Annotated in this window: 14 protein-coding genes; 6 read left to right on the top strand and 8 right to left on the bottom strand. The window is 72.0% G+C overall.

The window, feature by feature from the left end; all coding sequences use genetic code 11:
• Positions 1 to 188 precede the first annotated feature (188 nt).
• The 3 genes from LPC08_RS01325 to LPC08_RS01335 all read right to left on the bottom strand — a co-directional run bounded on the left by LPC08_RS01325 (position 189) and on the right by LPC08_RS01335 (position 3903).
• Positions 189 to 1109, bottom strand: a complete 921-nt coding sequence (locus LPC08_RS01325) for an ABC transporter ATP-binding protein (protein WP_230450936.1) — start codon at positions 1107 to 1109, stop codon at positions 189 to 191.
• Positions 1106 to 2140: an ABC transporter ATP-binding protein gene (locus tag LPC08_RS01330; protein WP_230450937.1), complete on the bottom strand. Its 1035-nt coding sequence runs from the start codon at positions 2138 to 2140 to the stop codon at positions 1106 to 1108. The genes LPC08_RS01325 and LPC08_RS01330 overlap by 4 nt, the downstream gene beginning before the upstream one ends.
• A 293-nt stretch (positions 2141 to 2433) precedes the next feature.
• Entirely contained in the window at positions 2434 to 3903 is a 1470-nt protein-coding gene (locus LPC08_RS01335; RefSeq protein ID WP_230450938.1) for an MFS transporter, read from the bottom strand.
• A gap of 129 nt (positions 3904 to 4032) precedes the next feature.
• Between LPC08_RS01335 and LPC08_RS01340 the strand changes: the two genes are divergently transcribed.
• Positions 4033 to 4950, top strand: a complete 918-nt coding sequence (locus LPC08_RS01340; RefSeq protein WP_230450939.1) for an EamA family transporter — start codon at positions 4033 to 4035, stop codon at positions 4948 to 4950.
• A 558-nt stretch (positions 4951 to 5508) separates the two neighbouring features.
• Here the strand turns inward: LPC08_RS01340 and LPC08_RS01345 are convergent.
• The 5 genes from LPC08_RS01345 to LPC08_RS01365 all read right to left on the bottom strand — a co-directional run bounded on the left by LPC08_RS01345 (position 5509) and on the right by LPC08_RS01365 (position 10094).
• Positions 5509 to 6693, bottom strand: a complete 1185-nt coding sequence (locus LPC08_RS01345) for an FAD-dependent oxidoreductase (RefSeq protein WP_230450940.1) — start codon at positions 6691 to 6693, stop codon at positions 5509 to 5511.
• On the bottom strand, positions 6690 to 6788 hold the full coding sequence (locus LPC08_RS01350; protein WP_230450941.1) for a DUF2474 family protein: 99 nt from the start codon (positions 6786 to 6788) through the stop codon (positions 6690 to 6692). Before LPC08_RS01350 ends, LPC08_RS01345 begins: the two co-directional genes overlap by 4 nt.
• Positions 6789 to 6846: 58 nt before the next feature.
• Positions 6847 to 7890 (bottom strand): cytochrome d ubiquinol oxidase subunit II, encoded by a 1044-nt coding sequence (gene cydB, locus LPC08_RS01355; protein WP_230450942.1) that lies wholly within the window; start codon positions 7888 to 7890, stop codon positions 6847 to 6849.
• A gap of 5 nt (positions 7891 to 7895) precedes the next feature.
• Positions 7896 to 9368, bottom strand: coding sequence for a cytochrome ubiquinol oxidase subunit I (locus tag LPC08_RS01360; RefSeq protein ID WP_230450943.1), 1473 nt, complete (start codon positions 9366 to 9368; stop codon positions 7896 to 7898).
• Positions 9369 to 9440: 72 nt separating this feature from the next.
• Positions 9441 to 10094 (bottom strand): GbsR/MarR family transcriptional regulator, encoded by a 654-nt coding sequence (locus tag LPC08_RS01365; RefSeq protein ID WP_230450944.1) that lies wholly within the window; start codon positions 10092 to 10094, stop codon positions 9441 to 9443.
• Between the two features lie 191 nt (positions 10095 to 10285).
• Between LPC08_RS01365 and LPC08_RS01370 the strand changes: the two genes are divergently transcribed.
• From LPC08_RS01370 to gap, 5 genes are all read left to right on the top strand, one after another.
• Entirely contained in the window at positions 10286 to 10894 is a 609-nt protein-coding gene (locus LPC08_RS01370) for a glutathione S-transferase (protein WP_230450945.1), read from the top strand.
• A gap of 221 nt (positions 10895 to 11115) precedes the next feature.
• Positions 11116 to 12360: a Zn-dependent hydrolase gene (locus LPC08_RS01375; RefSeq protein ID WP_230450946.1), complete on the top strand. Its 1245-nt coding sequence runs from the start codon at positions 11116 to 11118 to the stop codon at positions 12358 to 12360.
• Between the two features lie 184 nt (positions 12361 to 12544).
• Entirely contained in the window at positions 12545 to 13753 is a 1209-nt protein-coding gene (nhaA, locus tag LPC08_RS01380; RefSeq protein ID WP_230450947.1) for a Na+/H+ antiporter NhaA, read from the top strand.
• Positions 13754 to 14052: 299 nt separating this feature from the next.
• The gene (tkt, locus tag LPC08_RS01385; RefSeq protein ID WP_230452952.1) at positions 14053 to 15999 is read left to right on the top strand and encodes a transketolase; all 1947 of its coding nucleotides are present in this window, start codon (positions 14053 to 14055) and stop codon (positions 15997 to 15999) included.
• Positions 16000 to 16025: 26 nt separating this feature from the next.
• Complete coding sequence (gene gap / locus LPC08_RS01390; RefSeq protein ID WP_230450948.1) at positions 16026 to 17045, top strand: type I glyceraldehyde-3-phosphate dehydrogenase; 1020 nt, start codon at positions 16026 to 16028, stop codon at positions 17043 to 17045.
• Positions 17046 to 17149 lie beyond the last annotated feature (104 nt).

Here is a 17149-nt window from a genome sequence, read left to right on the forward strand (position 1 = left end):
CCGCCTGTCCGCGCGCTGTCAGGGTTCAGCCCGCAGGCTGACGGCAGCCACGAAGCACCAGACTCCCAGCGGGGACCGGGGCCCGCTTGTGGCCCCGGCAGGGGAGGGTCTGGGAGGGGACGGCGTCCCCTCCCGGTCCGACGCCCGAACACGACAGTACGACGGGTCAGGTCGTCCTGTCGCCCGTATCAGGCCAGCACGTAGTGCCCGGCCGATACCTCGCGCAGTGCTGCCTCGGCGGGCGGCGTGACGGCCTCGTAGGCGATGCGCTGGCTCAGGCGCTCCCGGTCCGGGTCGGCGATCGGGGCGGCGGACAGCAGGGCACGGGTATAGGGGTGCTGTGCATCGGCGAAGACCTGGGCGGTGCTGCCCATCTCGACGATCCGGCCGCGCAGCATGACGGCGACGCGGTGGCACAGGTGGCGGACCATGCCGAGGTCGTGGGCGATGAACAGGTAGGCCATGCCCATCTCCTCCTGCAGGTCCATGAACAGGTTCACGATCTGCGCCTGGATCGAGACGTCCAGCGCGGTGATCGGCTCGTCCGCCACGATCAGCTGCGGGCGGAGCGCGATGGCGCGGGCGATGCCGATGCGCTGGCGCTGCCCGCCCGAGAACTGGTGCGGGAAGCGGTCGAGGAAGCGCGGGTCCAGCCCCACCTGGCGGAACAGCTCCGACACCTTCTCGCGCTGGTCTTCCGCGTTGCGGACGCGGCCATGGACGCGCAGCGGCTCGCCCACGCTCTCCCCCACCCGCATGCGCGGGTTCAGGGAGGCATAGGGGTCCTGGAACACCACCTGCAGCCGCTGGCGGATCGGCCGCATCGCGCCCTTGCCCATCCGGGTGATGTCCTGGCCCTCGAAGCGGATGCGGCCGCCGGTCGGATCGTCCAGCCGCAGGACGAGGCGCCCGGTGGTGCTCTTGCCCGAGCCGGATTCGCCGACCAGGCCCAGCGTCTCGCCTGGCTTCACGGTGAAGGAGATGCCGTCCACCGCCTTCACCGTGTGGTCGATCCGGCCGAACAGCCCGCGTGTGGTGTGGAAGTGGCGGGAGAGGTTCTCCACCTCCAGCAGCGGCGTTGCGGAAGGCGCGGGAGGGATGGCGTTCATGCCGGGGCTCCTTCGGCGCGAACGGCGCGCAGGTCGTACCAGGCGGCGACCAGATGGCCCGGCACGCCGCCTTCGGCCTGCAGCAGGGGCGGCACCTCCGTGCGGCAGCGATCGGTGGCGAAGGGGTTGCGGGGGGCGAAGGGGTCGCCCTGCGGCGGGCGGAACATGTCGGGCGGCTGGCCGGGAATCTGGTAGAGCCGGCGCCGCTTCGTGCTGCCGGCCGCGCCCGCGCCGGGCTCCTCCTCCTCATCGGGCAGGGAGCGCAGCAGGCCCCAGGTATAGGCGCTGCGGGTGTCGTGGAAGACGGCCCGCGCCGGCCCGCGTTCCATGATGCGGCCGCCGTACATGACCTGCACGTTGTCGGCGAGCCCGGCCACCACCCCCATGTCGTGGGTGATCCAGATCATCGCCATGCCGAGCTGCGAGCGCAGCCGCTTCATCAGGTCCAGCACCTGGGCCTGCACCGTCACGTCCAGCGCGGTGGTGGCCTCGTCGGCGATGAGGAGCTTCGGCTCGCAGGCGATGCCGATGGCGATCATCGCGCGCTGGCGCATGCCGCCGGAGAACTGGTGCGGATACTGCTCCACCCGCTTCTGCGGGTCGGGGATGCCGACCAGGTCCAGCAGCTCCACCGCCCGCTTCATCGCCGCCGCGCGGGAGAGCTTCAGGTGCGTCACCAGCACCTCGCTGATCTGGTAGCCGACCGTCAGCACCGGGTTCAGCGAGGTCATCGGGTCCTGGAAGATCATGCCGATCTTCCCGCCGCGCAGGGCGCGCAACTCGCGTTCCGGCATGGTCAGCAGGTCGCGGCCCTCGAACAGGGCCTGGCCGCGCTCGATGCGGCCGGGTGGACGGGGGATCAGGCCGAGCATGGCGAGGACATGGACGCTCTTGCCGCTGCCGCTCTCCCCCACGATGCCGAGCGTCTCGCCGGGGGCAAGGTCGTAGGTGACGCCGGTCACGGCATGGACCGTGCCGTCCCAGGTGTCGAAGCGGACGGTCAGGTCGCGGACCTGCAGCAATGCGCTCATCGGGGCCGCCGCGCCGGGACGGGGCGCAGGGCGGGCGCCAGGGGCGGTGGCGCGAAGAGCGCCGCGAGCCGGGCCGCCAGGCCGGGCCGGGAGGAGCGGCGCGGCGAGGCCCTGGAGGAGAGCAGGGCGTGCAGCCGTGGCATGGACCGCGGTGCGTGGAAGTCCTCGAGACCGAGCCATCCCCAAGGCGGCATCGCCCGCATGCCCCCACTCCTTACATATGATAACGATTCTTAATATCATTCAGTGGAGGAGGGCAAGCCCGTTCGGGATCTCCCTGGCGGATGGCGCCGTCAGTCGCGGGGCAGCGGCCTCCCGGCCTCCCCATGGCTGGACAGGGGAGCGGCCACCTCCTCCAGCGGCCGGCGCTCCGCGGCGAAGCCCAGGCGCCATTCGGTGAAGGCCGCGAGCAGCATCAGCGCGGCGCCGATCAGGTAGCCCCACAGGATGCTGAAGCGGTCGCCGCCCTCGATCAGCGCGCCGAACAGGGCGGGGCCGATGACGCCGCCGACGCCCGTGCCGAAGGCGTAGAACAGGGCGATGGCCATGGCGCGCATCTCCAGCGGGAAGCCCTCGCCCACGGTGAGGTAGGCGGCGGAGGCGGCGGCCGAGGCGAAGAAGAAGATCACCGTCCAGGCGGCCGTCTGCTCCCACGCGGAGAGCCAACCATGGGCGAAGGCGAAGCCGGTGATGGCCATCAGGATGCCGGAGAGGGCATAGGTCGCGGTGATCATCGGCTTGCGGCCGATGCTGTCGAACAGGTGGCCGAGGAGGAGGGGCCCCATCAGGTTGCCCAGGGCGAAGGGCAGCATGAACCAGCCGATGTGGTGGCTCTCGATGCCGTAGAAGGTCGTCAGCACCAGGGCGTAGGTGAAGAAGATCGCATTGTAGCAGAAGGCCTGGCAGGCCATCAGCACCACGCCCAGCACGGTGCGCCGGGGATAGGTGTGCCACAGGGTGCGCGCCACCTCGGCCATCGAGGTGCCGTCGCGCCGGTGCAGCCGGATGCCGCGCCCGACCACCGGGGGCAGGGGGCCGCGCTCCGCCGCCACCCGCGCCTCGATGCTGCTCACGATCGCCTCGGCCTCCTCCGGGCGCCCGTGCGTCATCAGCCAGCGCGGGCTTTCCGGGATCCAGCGTCGCAGGAACAGCACCACCGCCGAGAGCGCGCCGCCGATGGCGAAGGCCAGCCGCCAGCCCAACTCCGGGTCGATCACCCGGGGGTCGAGCAGCACCACCGCCCCCAGCGCGCCGATCGCCGCACCGGCCCAGAAGGTGCCGTTGATCGAAAGGTCGGTGATGCCGCGCCGCCGCGCCGGGATCAGTTCCTGGATGGCGGAGTTCACCGCCGCGTACTCGCCGCCGATGCCGGCGCCGGTGAGGAAGCGGAAGAAGGCGAAGGACCAGAAATCCCAGGAGAAGCCGGTGGCGATGGTCGCCAGCAGGTAGACCAGCACGGTGACGGTGAAGAGCTTCTTGCGCCCCAGCCGGTCGGTCAGCCAGCCGAACAGCAGCGCACCCAGCACCGCGCCGAGCAGGTACGCGGAGGCGGTCAGCCCCACCTGGCTCTCGCTGAGCCGCAGGCTGGGGCTCTGGTGGATGGCGCCGGCCAGCGAGCCGACCAGCGTCACCTCCAGCCCGTCCAGGATCCAGGTGACGCCCAGCGCGACCACCACCAGCCAGTGGAAGCGCGACCAGGGAAGCCGGTCGAGTCGCGCGGGGACCTGGGTGAGGAAGGAATCCCGTGAGGTCCCGTCTGGCATAGGCTGCTTCCTCCCGTTCCATCCATCGCAGGGGCCGCCGGCCCGGCGCACCACGACTGGAACGCGGGAGCCGGCGAAGGTTACGCCGCCTGCTTGACCGGGATGGGCGGCCCGGCCAACCCAGCGGGCATGATCCTCTCTCCTTTGTGGCTGCCGGCCACGCTGCTGGCGGCCCTGTTCCAAGCCTGGCGAACCGCGTTGCAGCAGCGGCTCCGGGGCCACATGTCCGTCAACGCCGCCGGGCTGGTGCGCTACCTGTATGGCGCGCCCACCGCCCTGCTGCTGCTCGGGATCAACATGGCCGTCCTCGGCGGCCCGCTGCCGCGGCCGGAGGGGAGGTTCTGGCTCTGGGTGCTGTGCGGCGGGCTGGCCCAGATCGCCGGCACCAACCTGCTGATCATGGCCTTCGGCCATCGCAACTTCGTCGTCGGCACGGCCTATGCCAAGACCGACGCCGTGCAGGGCGCCGTGCTGGGCGCCGTGGTGCTGCGCGAGGCGCTTTCGCCCCTCGCCTGGATCGGGGTGGCGACCAGCGTGGCCGGCACGCTGGTCCTCTCGCTGGCCGGCAAGGCGCCGCGCGCGGCGGAGCTGCTGCGCGCCACGGTGCAGCCTGCGGCCCTGTGTGGCCTGGGCGCCGGGCTAGGCTTCGCCTTCTCCGGCGTCTTCATCAAGCTGGCCGCCGCCAGCCTGCCGCCAGAGACCGAGGCGCTCCGCCGCGCGCTCTGCGTGCTGTTGGCAATGAACGTGCTGCAGACCCTCATCCAGGGCGGCTGGATGCTGTGGCGGGAGCCGGACCAGCTGCGCGGCGCCTTCACCGGCTGGCGCAACGCCGCCCCGATCGGCGCCCTCTCCGCCCTCGGCTCCGCCTGCTGGTTCCTGGGCTTCGTCCTGGCCCCCCTCGGCCTGGTGCGCAGCGTCGGCCAGGTGGAGATACTGTTCACCCTGATGCTGGGCCATTTCTACCTGCGCGAACGCTTCACCCGCGCGGAGGTGCTGGGCGCCGTGACCGTGGTGCTGGGCGTGCTGCTGGTGCTGGCCGGGGCGTAGGCATCCGCCCGTAGCCCGGAACCGGCGCTTCCACCGATGACCCCTCCCGCCGGGGGTTATACGGGTGGCGGGATGACCTGACCCGTCGTGCTGTGGTGTTCGGGCGGCGGACCGGGAGGGGACGCCGTCCCCTCCCAGACCCTCCCCTGCCGGGGCCACAAGCGGGCCCCGGTCCCCGCTGGGAGTTTGGTGCTGGCTGCTGCCGTCAGCCTGCGGGCTGAACCCTGAGGAACGCGGACAGGCGGGACCCTGGAAAAGATTCAGAGGGCGTCCGCGAGCACCGAGCCCGTGCCCGCCGAGGAGCAATGCTCCTCGGCGCCTCGACCCAGTGTCCGGCTGACCCGCGGCAGCGCTCATCGGGTCCAGGGCCCGCAGGGTCCTGGCGGAGTGGGGGTATCGGGGGCGAGGCAGAGCCTTGCCCCCGGGCCACGGGTGCAAGTCCGGCAGGCATCAACGCATCACGCCGCGCGTATCACCGGGTGGCGGGGGTCAGCCTGCAGGTCGAGCCGGATGGGCGCGCGGGCGGTCGGGGCGCTGGAAGGACGGGCGGCACGCGCATCACGCGGCCTCTCCAGCCGCCCAGGCTGTGATCGCCGCGCGCCGCGACGGGTCGGCCGCGGCGGCCGTGGCGACGGCCTGGCCCAGGGCGGGGCCGAACTTGAAGCCGTGGCCGGAGGTGCCGCAGAGGGCGAGGCAGCCTTCACCCAGCGGCTCCAGGGCGATGCGCTCGCCGGGCGAGACCTCGTAGTAGCAGGCGCGGGCGGAGAGGATCCGGTAGGCGCCGGCATCGCGCAGGCGGGGCAGGGCCAGGGCGAGGATGGCCTCCGCCTCGGCCGGGCTGGCCTCGCGCGGGTCGTCCGGGTCGCCCTGCAGGCTGAAGCTGTGGTCGCCCACCTTCAGGGGCGTGCCGGCCACCGGGGGCACGGCGTAGAAGCCGCCCGAGAGGTCCAGCAGCATCGGGGCCGCCTCCCAGCCGGCCCGCAGGGCGGGAGGCGGCTCCAGGTTCACCAGGATCTGCCGGGAGGGGACGGCGCGGGGCGCCAGGCCCGGCAGCAGCCGCGCGGTCCAGGGGCCGGCGGCCAGGACCAGCAGGTCGGCGGACAGGGCGGTGCCGTCCTCCAGCACGACGCGGGCGGCGGCGGGCTCCACCCCGGCGACACGGGCGCGGCGGAGGGCCACCCCCCGGGCGGCAAGGTGCCGGGCCAAGCCGGCCACGATGCGGTCGGCCAGAAGCACGCCCCCGGTGGGAAGGTACAGCGCCTCCTCCACCGCCGAGACATCGAGAAAGGGGAGGCGCCGGGCGAGGGCGTCCGGCGAGAGCGCCTCGAAGGGGCGGCCATCCTCGCGCAGCGCGGCGCGGGTGGCGGACAGCCAGCCCAGCGCCTCGCCATGGTCCGCCGGGCTACCGAGGGTGCTGCCCGTGGCCGCGGGCGGCGGATGGCGGCCGGCGAGGGCGAGGGTGCCGGTGGGCCGGTAGGGACGCTCGCCGAGATCGGCGAAGACCGACTCCCAGGCGTCGTGCGCCGCGTCGACCATCCGCATGTAGCCACGCTGGTCGCCATAGGCGTGGCGGATCAGCCGGTGGCGGTCCACCGAGCTGCCGCGGGGATTGGGGATCGGGTCCTGCTCGACCAGCTCCACCACCCAGCCGTCGCGGGCCAGGGCCCAGGCGGAGCACAGGCCCATGATCCCGCCGCCCACCACCAGGGCGCGCCGCCCCCGGTCCAGGGATGCCGCACTCATGGCATCAGCACCGCGCGGATCAGCAGCCCCACCGTGCCGACGGCCGCCACCCCACAGGCCCAGAGGAGGACGAACCAGCCGAGCCGCCGCCACATGCCTCCGCGCGGTTCCACGCCTGCCGGTGCCATGCCGCCTGCCTTTCCCCGGCCGGGTTCAGTGGTACCCGGCATCCGCGCGCACCTTGCCGCGGAACAGCCAGTACACGTAGCCGGTATAGGCCAGGATGATCGGGATCAGCACCGCCGCGCCGACCAGCAGGAAGAGCTGGCTGTCGCGCGGCGCGGCGGCGTCCCAGATCGAGACGGAGGGCGGCACGATCCAGGGCCACATGCTGATGCCCAGCCCGAGGTAGCAGAGCAGGAACAGCCCCAACGCCAGGACGAAGGGCTTCGCATCCGCCCAGAGCCCATGCTGGTCCGCCTCATCCAGCGCGCGGAAGAAGAACCAGGCGAGCAGGATCACCAGGATCGGCACGGGGGCGGCGAGGAGCAGGTTCGGGAAGGTCAGCCAGCGCGCGTGGAAGGCCGGCTGCAGGAAGGGCATGGCGACGGAGACGGCGAAGACGAAGAACAGCAGCACGCCGCCCATCACCCGCGCCTGGGTGCGCGCCCGCTCGTGCAGCCCGCCCTCCGTCTTCCACACCAGCCAGCAGGCGCCGAGCACGCCGTAGCCGGTGACGAGCGCGAGGCCCGTCAGCAGCGAGAAGGGCGTCAGCCAGTCCCACCAGCCGCCGGCATAGGCGCGGCCCTGGACCTCGATGCCCTGGACGAAGGCGCCGAGCGCGATGCCCTGGGTGAAGGCCGCGACGTAGGAGCCCCAGGAGAAGGCGCGGTCCCACCAGAGCTGCTGCTTCGGCGTCTCCGCCCGGAAGCGCATCTCGAAGGAGACGCCGCGGAAGACGAGGGCCAGCAGCATCAGGATCAGCGGCATGTAGAGCGCGGGCAGGATGGTGGCATAGGCCAGCGGGAAGACCGCCAGCAGCCCGCCGCCGCCCAGCACCAGCCAGGTCTCGTTGCCGTCCCAGACGGGGGCGACGGTGTTCACCGCCACGTCGCGGTCGTGCTTGTCCTTCAGCACGGGGAAGAGGATGCCGATGCCCAGGTCGAAGCCGTCCATCACCACGTAGAGGAAGACGGCGGTGGCGATCAGCAGCGCCCAGATCAGGGCGACCGCGTGGGCGTCGAAGATCTCGGCCATGTCCCTTACTCCGCCGGCTGGGGCTGCGGCCGGGTGTCGGCGCCGTGCTGGGCCGAGGGGGCGGGCGTGATGCCCGCCGAGCGGATCGGCTTGTCCGTCCGCGGCCCCTCCTCGTGCGGCTCGGGCGTCTTGCCGAACAGCTTGAACAGGTACCAGATGCCCGCGCCGAAGACGACGAAGTAGACCACGGCGAAGGCGGCGAGCGAGGCCGCGACGGCGGGCGCTGCGATCGGCGCCACGCTGTCGGCGGTGCGCAGGTGGCCGTAGACGGTGAAGGGCTGGCGCCCCGCCTCCGTCACGATCCAGCCCGCGGTCACCGCGACGATGCCCGACGGCCCCATGGCGATCGCCGCGCGCAGCAGCCAGGGCGTGTCGTAGAGCCGGCCCCGCACGCGCAGCAGCAGCCCGGCCAGCCCCAGGCCGATCATCAGCAGCCCCATCCCCACCATGATGCGGAAGGAGAAGAAGACCAGCGGGATGTTGGTGGGCCAGTGGTCGCGCGGGATGTCCTTCAGCCCGCGCACCTCGCCGTTCCATTCGTGGGTGAGGTAGAGGCTGGCGAGGTTCGGGATGCCGATCTCCAGCTTCACCCGCTCCTCCTCCGCCGAGGGGATGCCGAAGAGGATGGCGGGCGCGCCGCGCTGCGTCTCGAAATGCCCCTCCATCGCGGCCAGCTTGGCCGGCTGGTGGTGGAAGGTGTTGTTGCCGTGCAGGTCGCCCAGCACCATCTGCACCGGGGCGACGACCGCCAGCATCCACATGGCCATGGAGAACATGACCTTCGCCCGCTCGTTCGGGCCTGGGGCGGCCCGCACGGACGCACGGGCCGCCTGCCAGTCGCGCAGGAGGTGGTAGGCGCCGACCGCGCCGACGATCGCCGCCGTGGTCAGGTAGGCGGCGGTGACGGTGTGCGCGTAGCGGAAGGGGAAGGAGGGGTTGAAGATGATCGCCCACCAGTCCGCCGGCAGGAACCGCCCGTGCTCGTCGATGGTGAAGCCCGCAGGCGTCTGCATCCAGGAGTTCACCGACAGGATCCAGAAGGCGGAGATCGAGGTGCCGATGGCCACCAGCAGCGTGGCGGCGAAGTGCAGCCCCTTGCCCACGCGGCCCAGCCCGAACAGCATCACACCGAGGAAGCCCGCCTCCAGGAAGAAGGCTGTCAGCACCTCATAGCCCATCAGCGGCCCGATCACCGGCCCGGCCTTGTCGGAGAAGACCGACCAGTTGGTGCCGAACTGGTAGGACATGACGATGCCCGAGACGACGCCCATGGCGAAGGCGATGGCGAAGATCTTCAGCCAGTAGCGGAAGACGTCCAGGTAGACCGACCGCCCCGTCCAAAGCCACAGCCCCTCCAGCACCGCGAGGAAGGAGGCCAGGCCGATGGTGAAGGCGGGGAAGATGAAGTGCCACACCACCACGAAGGCGAACTGGAAGCGCGCGAGGTCGAGCGCGCTGGGCAGCAGGGATTCAAGCATGGCGAGCGGTCCCGTCGGCTGTGTCGCGCGCGGCCCGGGCGGGCACGGCGGGGAGAGGGGGCGCGGGGGCGGTCATCGCGATCCGCTTCCCGGTGGCCGGGATGGCGCAGGGGGCAGGGCCGGGGCCAGGGCGGCGCTGGAGGAGTCGGGCCCGGGCGGGGCGGGGGAGGCGCGGCGGCCGCGGCCCAGGGCGACGACCTTGTCCGTCGCCTCCAGCAGCCGCGTGACGCGGGCGCCGAGAGCAAGCAGCGTCGCCAGGCGCTCGGTCTCCAGCCGCCGGACATCGTCGTACCAGGTGGTCAGCTGCTCGATCAGCGTATGCATCTCCGCCATGCGATGCTGCGCATGTTGCTCGGCCTCGCTAGCGGGGTTCTGCATCAACAAGCCGCGAAGCACGGAGAGGGTCGGGTCGACCTCGCGCTTCTTCCGCTCCTCCGCGAGGGTGCGCAGGATCTGCCATACATCCTCGGGCGTGGTGAAGAAGTCGCGCCGGTCCCCGGGCCGGTGTCGCAGCAGCACGAGGTTCCAGGCTTGCAGCTCGCGCAGCCCCATGGAGACGTTGGAGCGTGAGATGCCGAGCGAGTCGACGATCCGGTCGGCCGGCAGCGGCTCGGGCGAGACGTAGAGCAGGGCATAGATCTGCCCGACGGTGCGGTTGATTCCCCAGCGGCTGCCCATCTCGCCGAAATGCAGCACGAAGGCCTGGATCAGGGGCGGGAGGTTCACGGGAGCATCCGCTGCGGCGCACCATCCGGGAATCCGGTTCCGTTCGGGTGGAAATTTCAGGAATTCCTGAAATCACCGTAGGCATGGCAGCCGCAGGACGCAAGCTTTCCCTTGGTGGGCTGCCCGCCGGCCAGTGCCGCGGCGCCACGATCGGCCCTATCCTGCCATCCTGTCCTTTTACGGAGCCCGGCGTGAAGCTCTTCCACTCCCCCCTCTCCCCCTTCGTCCGGAAGGTTCGGATCGTTGCCATCGAAGGCGGCCTGGCCGACCGGCTGGAGCTGGTCTCCGCCGCCGCGCACCCGGTCGACCGCAGCGAGGCGATCGCCGTGGCCAATCCTCTGGCCAAGATCCCGACCCTGGTCCTGGATGACGGCACCGCCCTCTACGACAGCCGGGTCATCGCCGAGTACCTGGACACGCTGGGCGGGGCGGGCCTCGTCCCCGCCGCCGGGCCGGCCCGCTGGCAGGCCCTGACTCTTCAGTCGCTGGCCGACGGGGTGGCGGATGCGGCGCTGCTCGCCCGCTACGAGAACTCCGTCCGCGAGCCGGCGCAGCGCCATGCGGGCTGGCTCGCCGGCCAGATGGCGAAGGTGACGGCCGGGCTGGACGAGGCGGCGCGCCAGGCGCCGGGCTTCGGCGACCGGCTGGACATCGGCACCATCGCGCTGGGCTGCACCCTCGGCTACCTGGACCTTCGCTTCCCCGAGCTGGGCTGGCGCCAGGGCCGCGAGGCGCTGGCGGCCTGGTTCGAAGGCATCTCCGGCCGCCCGTCCTTCCGCGACACCGCGCCGGCGACCTGACAGGGGAGGGCCCCGGCCGGCAGGACGGCGGCCAGCCGCCCGCCGCGAGGGGGGCTTTGCCGCCGGCCCCGTGCGTCAGTCCCCGGACCTCCCCCTGCGCCGGGGGTTCCTGCACGCGCGGCGCGCCGAGGCGGCTTCCCCCCGGCGCGCCGTGGCGCGACAACGCCCCCGATGGCACCCCGGCAGCGGGCCGGGGCGAAGCGCGAGAGGCAGCAGGCGGCATGAGCGGCACCAACCAGCGGATCGACGGGGCGCGGCTCTGGGACAGCCTGATGGGCTTCGCGCAGATCGGCGCGACCCCCAAGGGCGGCGTGCGCCGCCTGACGCTGACGGAGGTGGACAAGGCCGGCCGCGACCGCTTCCGCGCGGAGTGCGAGTCGCTGGGCCTCACGGTGCGGGTGGACGCCATCGGCAACATGTTCGCCCGGCGCGAGGGGCGCGACCCGACGCGCCTGCCGGTGATGTTCGGCAGCCACCTGGACAGCCAGCCCTCGGGCGGGAAGTTCGACGGGGCGCTGGGGGTGATCGCCGGGCTGGAGGTGATGCGCACCCTCCATACGCTCGGCATCGAGACCGAGGCGCCGCTGGAGCTGGTGAACTGGACGGACGAGGAGGGCAGCCGCTTCGGCCATTCGCTGATGGGCAGCGGCGTCTGGGCGGGCGTCTTCACCCAGGAGAAGGCTTATGGGCTGAAGGACGTGGACGGCGTGACCGTCTCCGAGGCGCTGGATTCCATCGGCTACAAGGGCGAGGTGCCGGCGAAGGCGTATCCGGCCGATGCCTATTTCGAGCTGCATATCGAGCAGGGGCCGATCCTGGAGGCGGAGCGGAAGACCATCGGCATCGTCACCGGCGGCCAGGCCATGGTCTGGTGGGATGCGCGGATCGTCGGCCAGGACGCCCATGCCGGCACCACGCCCCCCTCCGCGCGCAAGGACGCGCTGGTGGGGGCGGCGAAGGTGATCGGGCTGGTGGACCGGCTGATGCGTGACCGTGGCGAGGACGGGCGCGGCACGGTGGGCTTCCTCCAGGTGATCCCGAACAGCCGCAACGTCGTCCCCGGCGAGGTCCGCTTCTCGGTCGAGTTCCGCCACCCGGAGACGGAGGCGATCGAGGAGCTGGCCGACCGCTTCCCCGGCTGGGCCCAGGCGGAGCTGGTCGGCAGCGGGCTGGAGCTGGAGCTGACGGAGCTGTTCCGCTACCCGTTCCAGCCCTTCGACGCGGGGTGCGTGGACCTGGTGCGGCAGGCGGCGGCGCGGCTGGGCTATCCGGCGCGCGAGATCGTCAGCGGCGCCGGGCATGATGCGGTCTATGTCTCGCGCAGCGTGCCGACGGCGATGATCTTCACCCCCTGCAAGGACGGCCTCTCCCACAACGAGGCGGAGAGCATCCAGCCGGAGGAGGCCGAGGCCGGCTGCCAGGTGCTGTTCGAGGCGGTGGTGGCGCGGGCCAACCGCAGCCTCTGACGGGCCAGGCGCCGCCGCGAGGGCCCCGGTCCCTCCGGCCCTGCGGGCTCACGCCGGTGTGAACCGGATCGGGTGGCATCGCGCCGCCCGATCCGGTAGCCGGGTCCGGTCCGCCGGCGTGTGCTGCGTGCGCCCGGGCCGCTGACCCAACGGAGACCCCTTCGCCATCCCAGGGATCCCCGCGATGAACCATGCCCAGGCCCTTGGCCGCCGCCCTACCGTGCTGCGGCGCTTCCTCGACAACGAGGCCTCCGGCGGCCTGGTGCTGATGGGGGTGGCGCTGCTCGCCATCCTCGTCGCCAACTCGCCGCTGGCGCCCGCCTATTTCGGCGCACTGCACGCTTATCTCGGCCCGCTCAGCCTCCAGCACTGGGTGAACGACGCCCTGATGGTGCTGTTCTTCCTGATGGTCGGGCTGGAGATCAAGCGCGAGATGCTGGACGGCCGGCTCGCCACCTGGAGCGGGCGGGCCCTGCCGGGGATCGCGGCGCTGGGCGGCATGATCGTGCCCGGGCTGATCTACGTCGCGCTCAACCGGCACGACCCCGCGCTGCTGCGCGGCTGGGCGATCCCGACGGCCACCGACATCGCCTTCGCCCTCGGGGTGCTGTCGCTGCTGGGGCCGCGCGTGCCCGTCTCGCTGAAGGTCTTCCTCGCGGCGCTGGCGATCATCGACGACCTGGGCGCCGTCATCATCATCGCCCTGTTCTACACGGAGGGCCTGTCGCTGCCCGACCTGCTCGGGGCGGCCGCGGTGCTGGCGGCGCTGGTCTGGATGAACCGGCGCGGCGTCGGCACCCTGGTGCCCTACCTGCTGCTGGGCGCCTTGCTCTGGCTGCTCGTGCTGCGCTCGGGCGTGCATGCGACGCTGGCCGGCGTGCTGCTGGCCCTGGCCATCCCGCTGCGCCGCACCCCCGGCACGCCCGAGGCCGGCGCGGCGGAATCGCCGCTGCACCGGCTGGAGCACGCGCTCCAGGTGCCGGTCGCCTTCCTGGTGGTGCCGGTCTTCGGCTTCGCCAATGCCGGCGTGTCCTTCGCCGGCGTCACCGTCGCCACCGTCACCGAACCGCTGACGCTGGGGGTGGCGATGGGCCTGCTGCTCGGCAAGCTGGTCGGGGTGCTGGGCTTCTCGGCTCTGCTGATCCGCAGCGGCGTCGCCGACCTGCCGGCGGCGGCGAGCTGGGGGCAGATGCTGGGCGTCTCGCTGCTCTGCGGCATCGGCTTCACCATGAGCCTGTTCATCGGCTCCCTCGCCTTCGAGGAGACGCCGGCCCTGCTGGACAAGGTGAAGCTGGGAATCCTGGCCGGGTCGGTGACGGCGGGCCTCGCCGGCTATGCCGTGCTGCGCCTGTCGCGGCGGGAGGGGAAGGCGCCGGGAACGGCCGGCGCCTGATCCCCGCCGGCCGGGTGCCGCGCGGGGGACGCGGCCCGATGCCCCTCCGCGCGGCCATGCGAGGCATGCGCCGCCCACCCCTTTCCATGGGCGCGGTAACATGCGGTTTTGCCGCCTTCACAAGCCTCTGCACCGGCCCCGGCCGGGTTGGCAGCCCGCCGGGCCCTGTCTATAGCGGCCCCCTGTCGGAGGACCCCGTGGCGACAACCGAACCCGACTCGCAGGCGCCCGCGCCGCCCAACCCCGCCCTCGCGGCCCAGGCGGCGATCCTCGCCCGCCCGGCGACGCCCGGGCGGCACATGGCCGACGCCATCCGCGCGCTGGCCATCGACGCCGTCGAGAAGGCTAAGTCCGGCCATCCCGGCATGCCGATGGGCATGGCGGACGTGGCCACCGTGCTCTGGACCCGCTTCCTGAAATACGACGCGGACGACCCCCGCTGGGCGGACCGCGACCGCTTCGTGCTCTCGGCCGGGCACGGCTCGATGCTGCTCTACGCGCTGCTCTATCTGACCGGGCAGGCAGGGATGGGCATCGAGGACATCGAGCGCTTCCGCCAGCTCCATTCCCCCGCCGCCGGGCATCCGGAGTATGGCGAGCATCCGGGGATCGAGATGACCACCGGCCCGCTGGGCCAGGGCATCTCCACCGCCGTCGGCATGGCCCTGGCCGAGCGCCTCACCGCCGCGCGCTTCGGCCGGTCGCTGGTCGACCACCGCACCTGGGTCATCGCCTCGGACGGCGACCTGCAGGAGGGCGTCAGCCACGAGGCCTGCTCGCTCGCCGGGCACCTGAAGCTGAACAAGCTCTGCGTGCTGTGGGACGACAACCACATCTCGATCGACGGCGACACGGCGCTGTCCTTCTCCGAGGACGTGCTGGCGCGCTTCCGGGCCTATGGCTGGGCCACCCGCCGCGTGGACGGGCACGACCAGGAGGCGGTCGCCGCGGCGCTCGCCTGGGCGCAGAAGTCGCGCCGGCCGGTCATCATCGCCTGCCGCACCATCATCGGCTTCGCCGCGCCGAAGAAGGCCGGCACCGCCGCCAGCCACGGCTCGCCCCTGGGCGGGGAGGAGGCGAAGGCGGCCAAGGAGGCGCTGGGCTGGACCGCCGCCCCCTTCGAGGTGCCCGCCGAGATCAAGCAGCAGTGGGAGGCCGCCGGCCATCGCGGCGGCGGCACCCGCCGCTCCTGGCTCAAGCGCCTGGCCAAGCACCCGCAGCGCGCGGAGTTCGAGCGCGCCATGGCCGGCAAGCTGCCCGATGGCTGGCAGGACGCCTTCGCCGCCTACAAGGCGAAGGTCGCGGAGGAGAAGCCCAAGCTCGGCAGCCGCATCGCCTCGCAGCGCGCGCTGGAGGTGCTGGTGCCGGCGATCCCGGAGATGGTGGGCGGCTCCGCCGACCTGACGGGGTCGAACAACACCAACGTGAAGGGCATCCCCGCCGTCACGTCGGACAACTTCTCCGGCCGCTTCATCCATTACGGCATCCGCGAGCACGGCATGGCCGCCGCGATGAACGGCATGGCGCTGCATGGCGGCGTCATCCCCTATTCCGGCACCTTCCTGGTCTTCGCCGACTACCTGCGCCCGGCGCTGCGCCTCTCCGCCCTGATGAAGCAGCGCGTGGTCCACGTGCTGACGCATGACAGCATCGGGCTGGGCGAGGACGGGCCGACGCACCAGCCGGTGGAGACGCTCGCCTCGCTGCGCGCCATCCCCAACGTCTTCGTCTTCCGCCCGGCGGACGCGCTGGAGACGGCGGAGTGCTGGGAGCTGGCGATCCGCCGCGCCGACGGGCCGAGCGTGCTGGCCCTCTCGCGCCAGCCGCTGCCGGCGGTGCGGAGCGATGCGGGGGAGAACCGCTCCTCCCGCGGCGGCTACGTGCTGGCCGAGGCCTCGGGCGAGCGGAAGGCCACGCTGGTCGCCACCGGCTCGGAGGTCCATATCGCCCTCGCCGCGCGCGAGGCGCTGGAGGCCGAGGGCATCCCCACCGCCCTCGTCTCCCTCCCATGCTGGGAACTCTTCGCGTTGCAGGACGTCTCCTACCAGCAGGCGGTGCTGGGCGACGTGCTGCGCGTCGGCGTCGAGGCGGCGCTGGAGTTCGGCTGGGAACGCTGGCTGGGCGACAACCGGCTGTTCATCGGCATGACCGGCTTCGGCGCCTCCGCCCCGGTCGAGGTGCTCTACCCGCATTTCGGCATCACGGCCGAGGCCATCGCCGCCGCCGTGCGCAAGCGCCTCTCCTGAATCGTCAAGCAGAAGGAATCGACGCCATGGCCGTCAAGGTCGCGATCAACGGGTTCGGCCGCATCGGCCGCCTGGTCCTGCGCGCCGCCTGCGAGAGCGCGCGCGACGACGTCGAGTTCGTCGCCATCAACGACCTCGGCTCCGTCGAGGCGAACGCCCACCTGTTCCGCTACGACAGCGTCCACGGCCGCTTCCCGGGCGAGGTGATCGTCGAGGGCGACAGCATCACCATCAAGGCCCACGGCAAGACCTGGGGCCCGATCAAGGTGACGGCCGAGCGCGACCCGACCAAGCTGAAGTGGGACGGCGTGGACATCGCCGCCGAGTGCACGGGCATCTTCACCGCGCGCGACAAGGCGCAGGTGCTGCTCGGCACGGGGGCCAAGCGCGTGCTGATCTCTGCCCCCGGCGACGGCGCTGACAAGACCATCGTCTACGGCGTGAACCACAAGACGCTGACGGCGGAGGACAAGATCGTCTCCAACGCCTCCTGCACCACCAACTGCCTGGCGCCGATCGCCAAGGTGCTGCACGAGACCTTCGGCATCCTGCGCGGCTACATGGTCACCATCCATGCCTATACCGGCGACCAGAACACCGTGGACACGCTGCACAAGGACCTGCACCGCGCCCGCGCGGCGGCGGTGTCCGCCATCCCGACCTCGACCGGCGCGGCGAAGGCCGTGGGCCTCGTGCTGCCGGAGCTGAAGGGCAAGCTGGACGGCACCGCCATCCGCATCCCGACGCCAAACGTGTCGCTCGTCAGCCTGGACTTCGTGCCTGCCAAGACCGAGGGGCTGACCAAGGAAGCCGTCAACGCCGCGCTGAAGGCGGCGGCCGAGGGCGAGCTGAAGGGCATCCTGGGCTACAACACCGCGCCGCTGGTCTCGGTGGACTTCAACCACGACCCGCACTCCTCCACCTTCGACGCGACGCAGACCCAGGTGGTCGATGGCGGGCTGGTCCGGGTGATGTCCTGGTACGACAACGAGTGGGGCTTCTCGAACCGGATGAGCGACACCGCCGCCTATCTCGGCAAGCTCTGAGCCGTTGCGCGGCGCCGGGGGGACCTCTCCGGGGTCCTTCCCGGCGCCGCGGGCGTTTTAGGCTTTACTGTTTTAGGAATTTAGTCCTTTATTGGCCGGTTCGG

The organism is Roseomonas sp. OT10 (genome assembly GCF_020991085.1).
Lineage (GTDB): Bacteria > Pseudomonadota > Alphaproteobacteria > Acetobacterales > Acetobacteraceae > Roseomonas > Roseomonas cutis.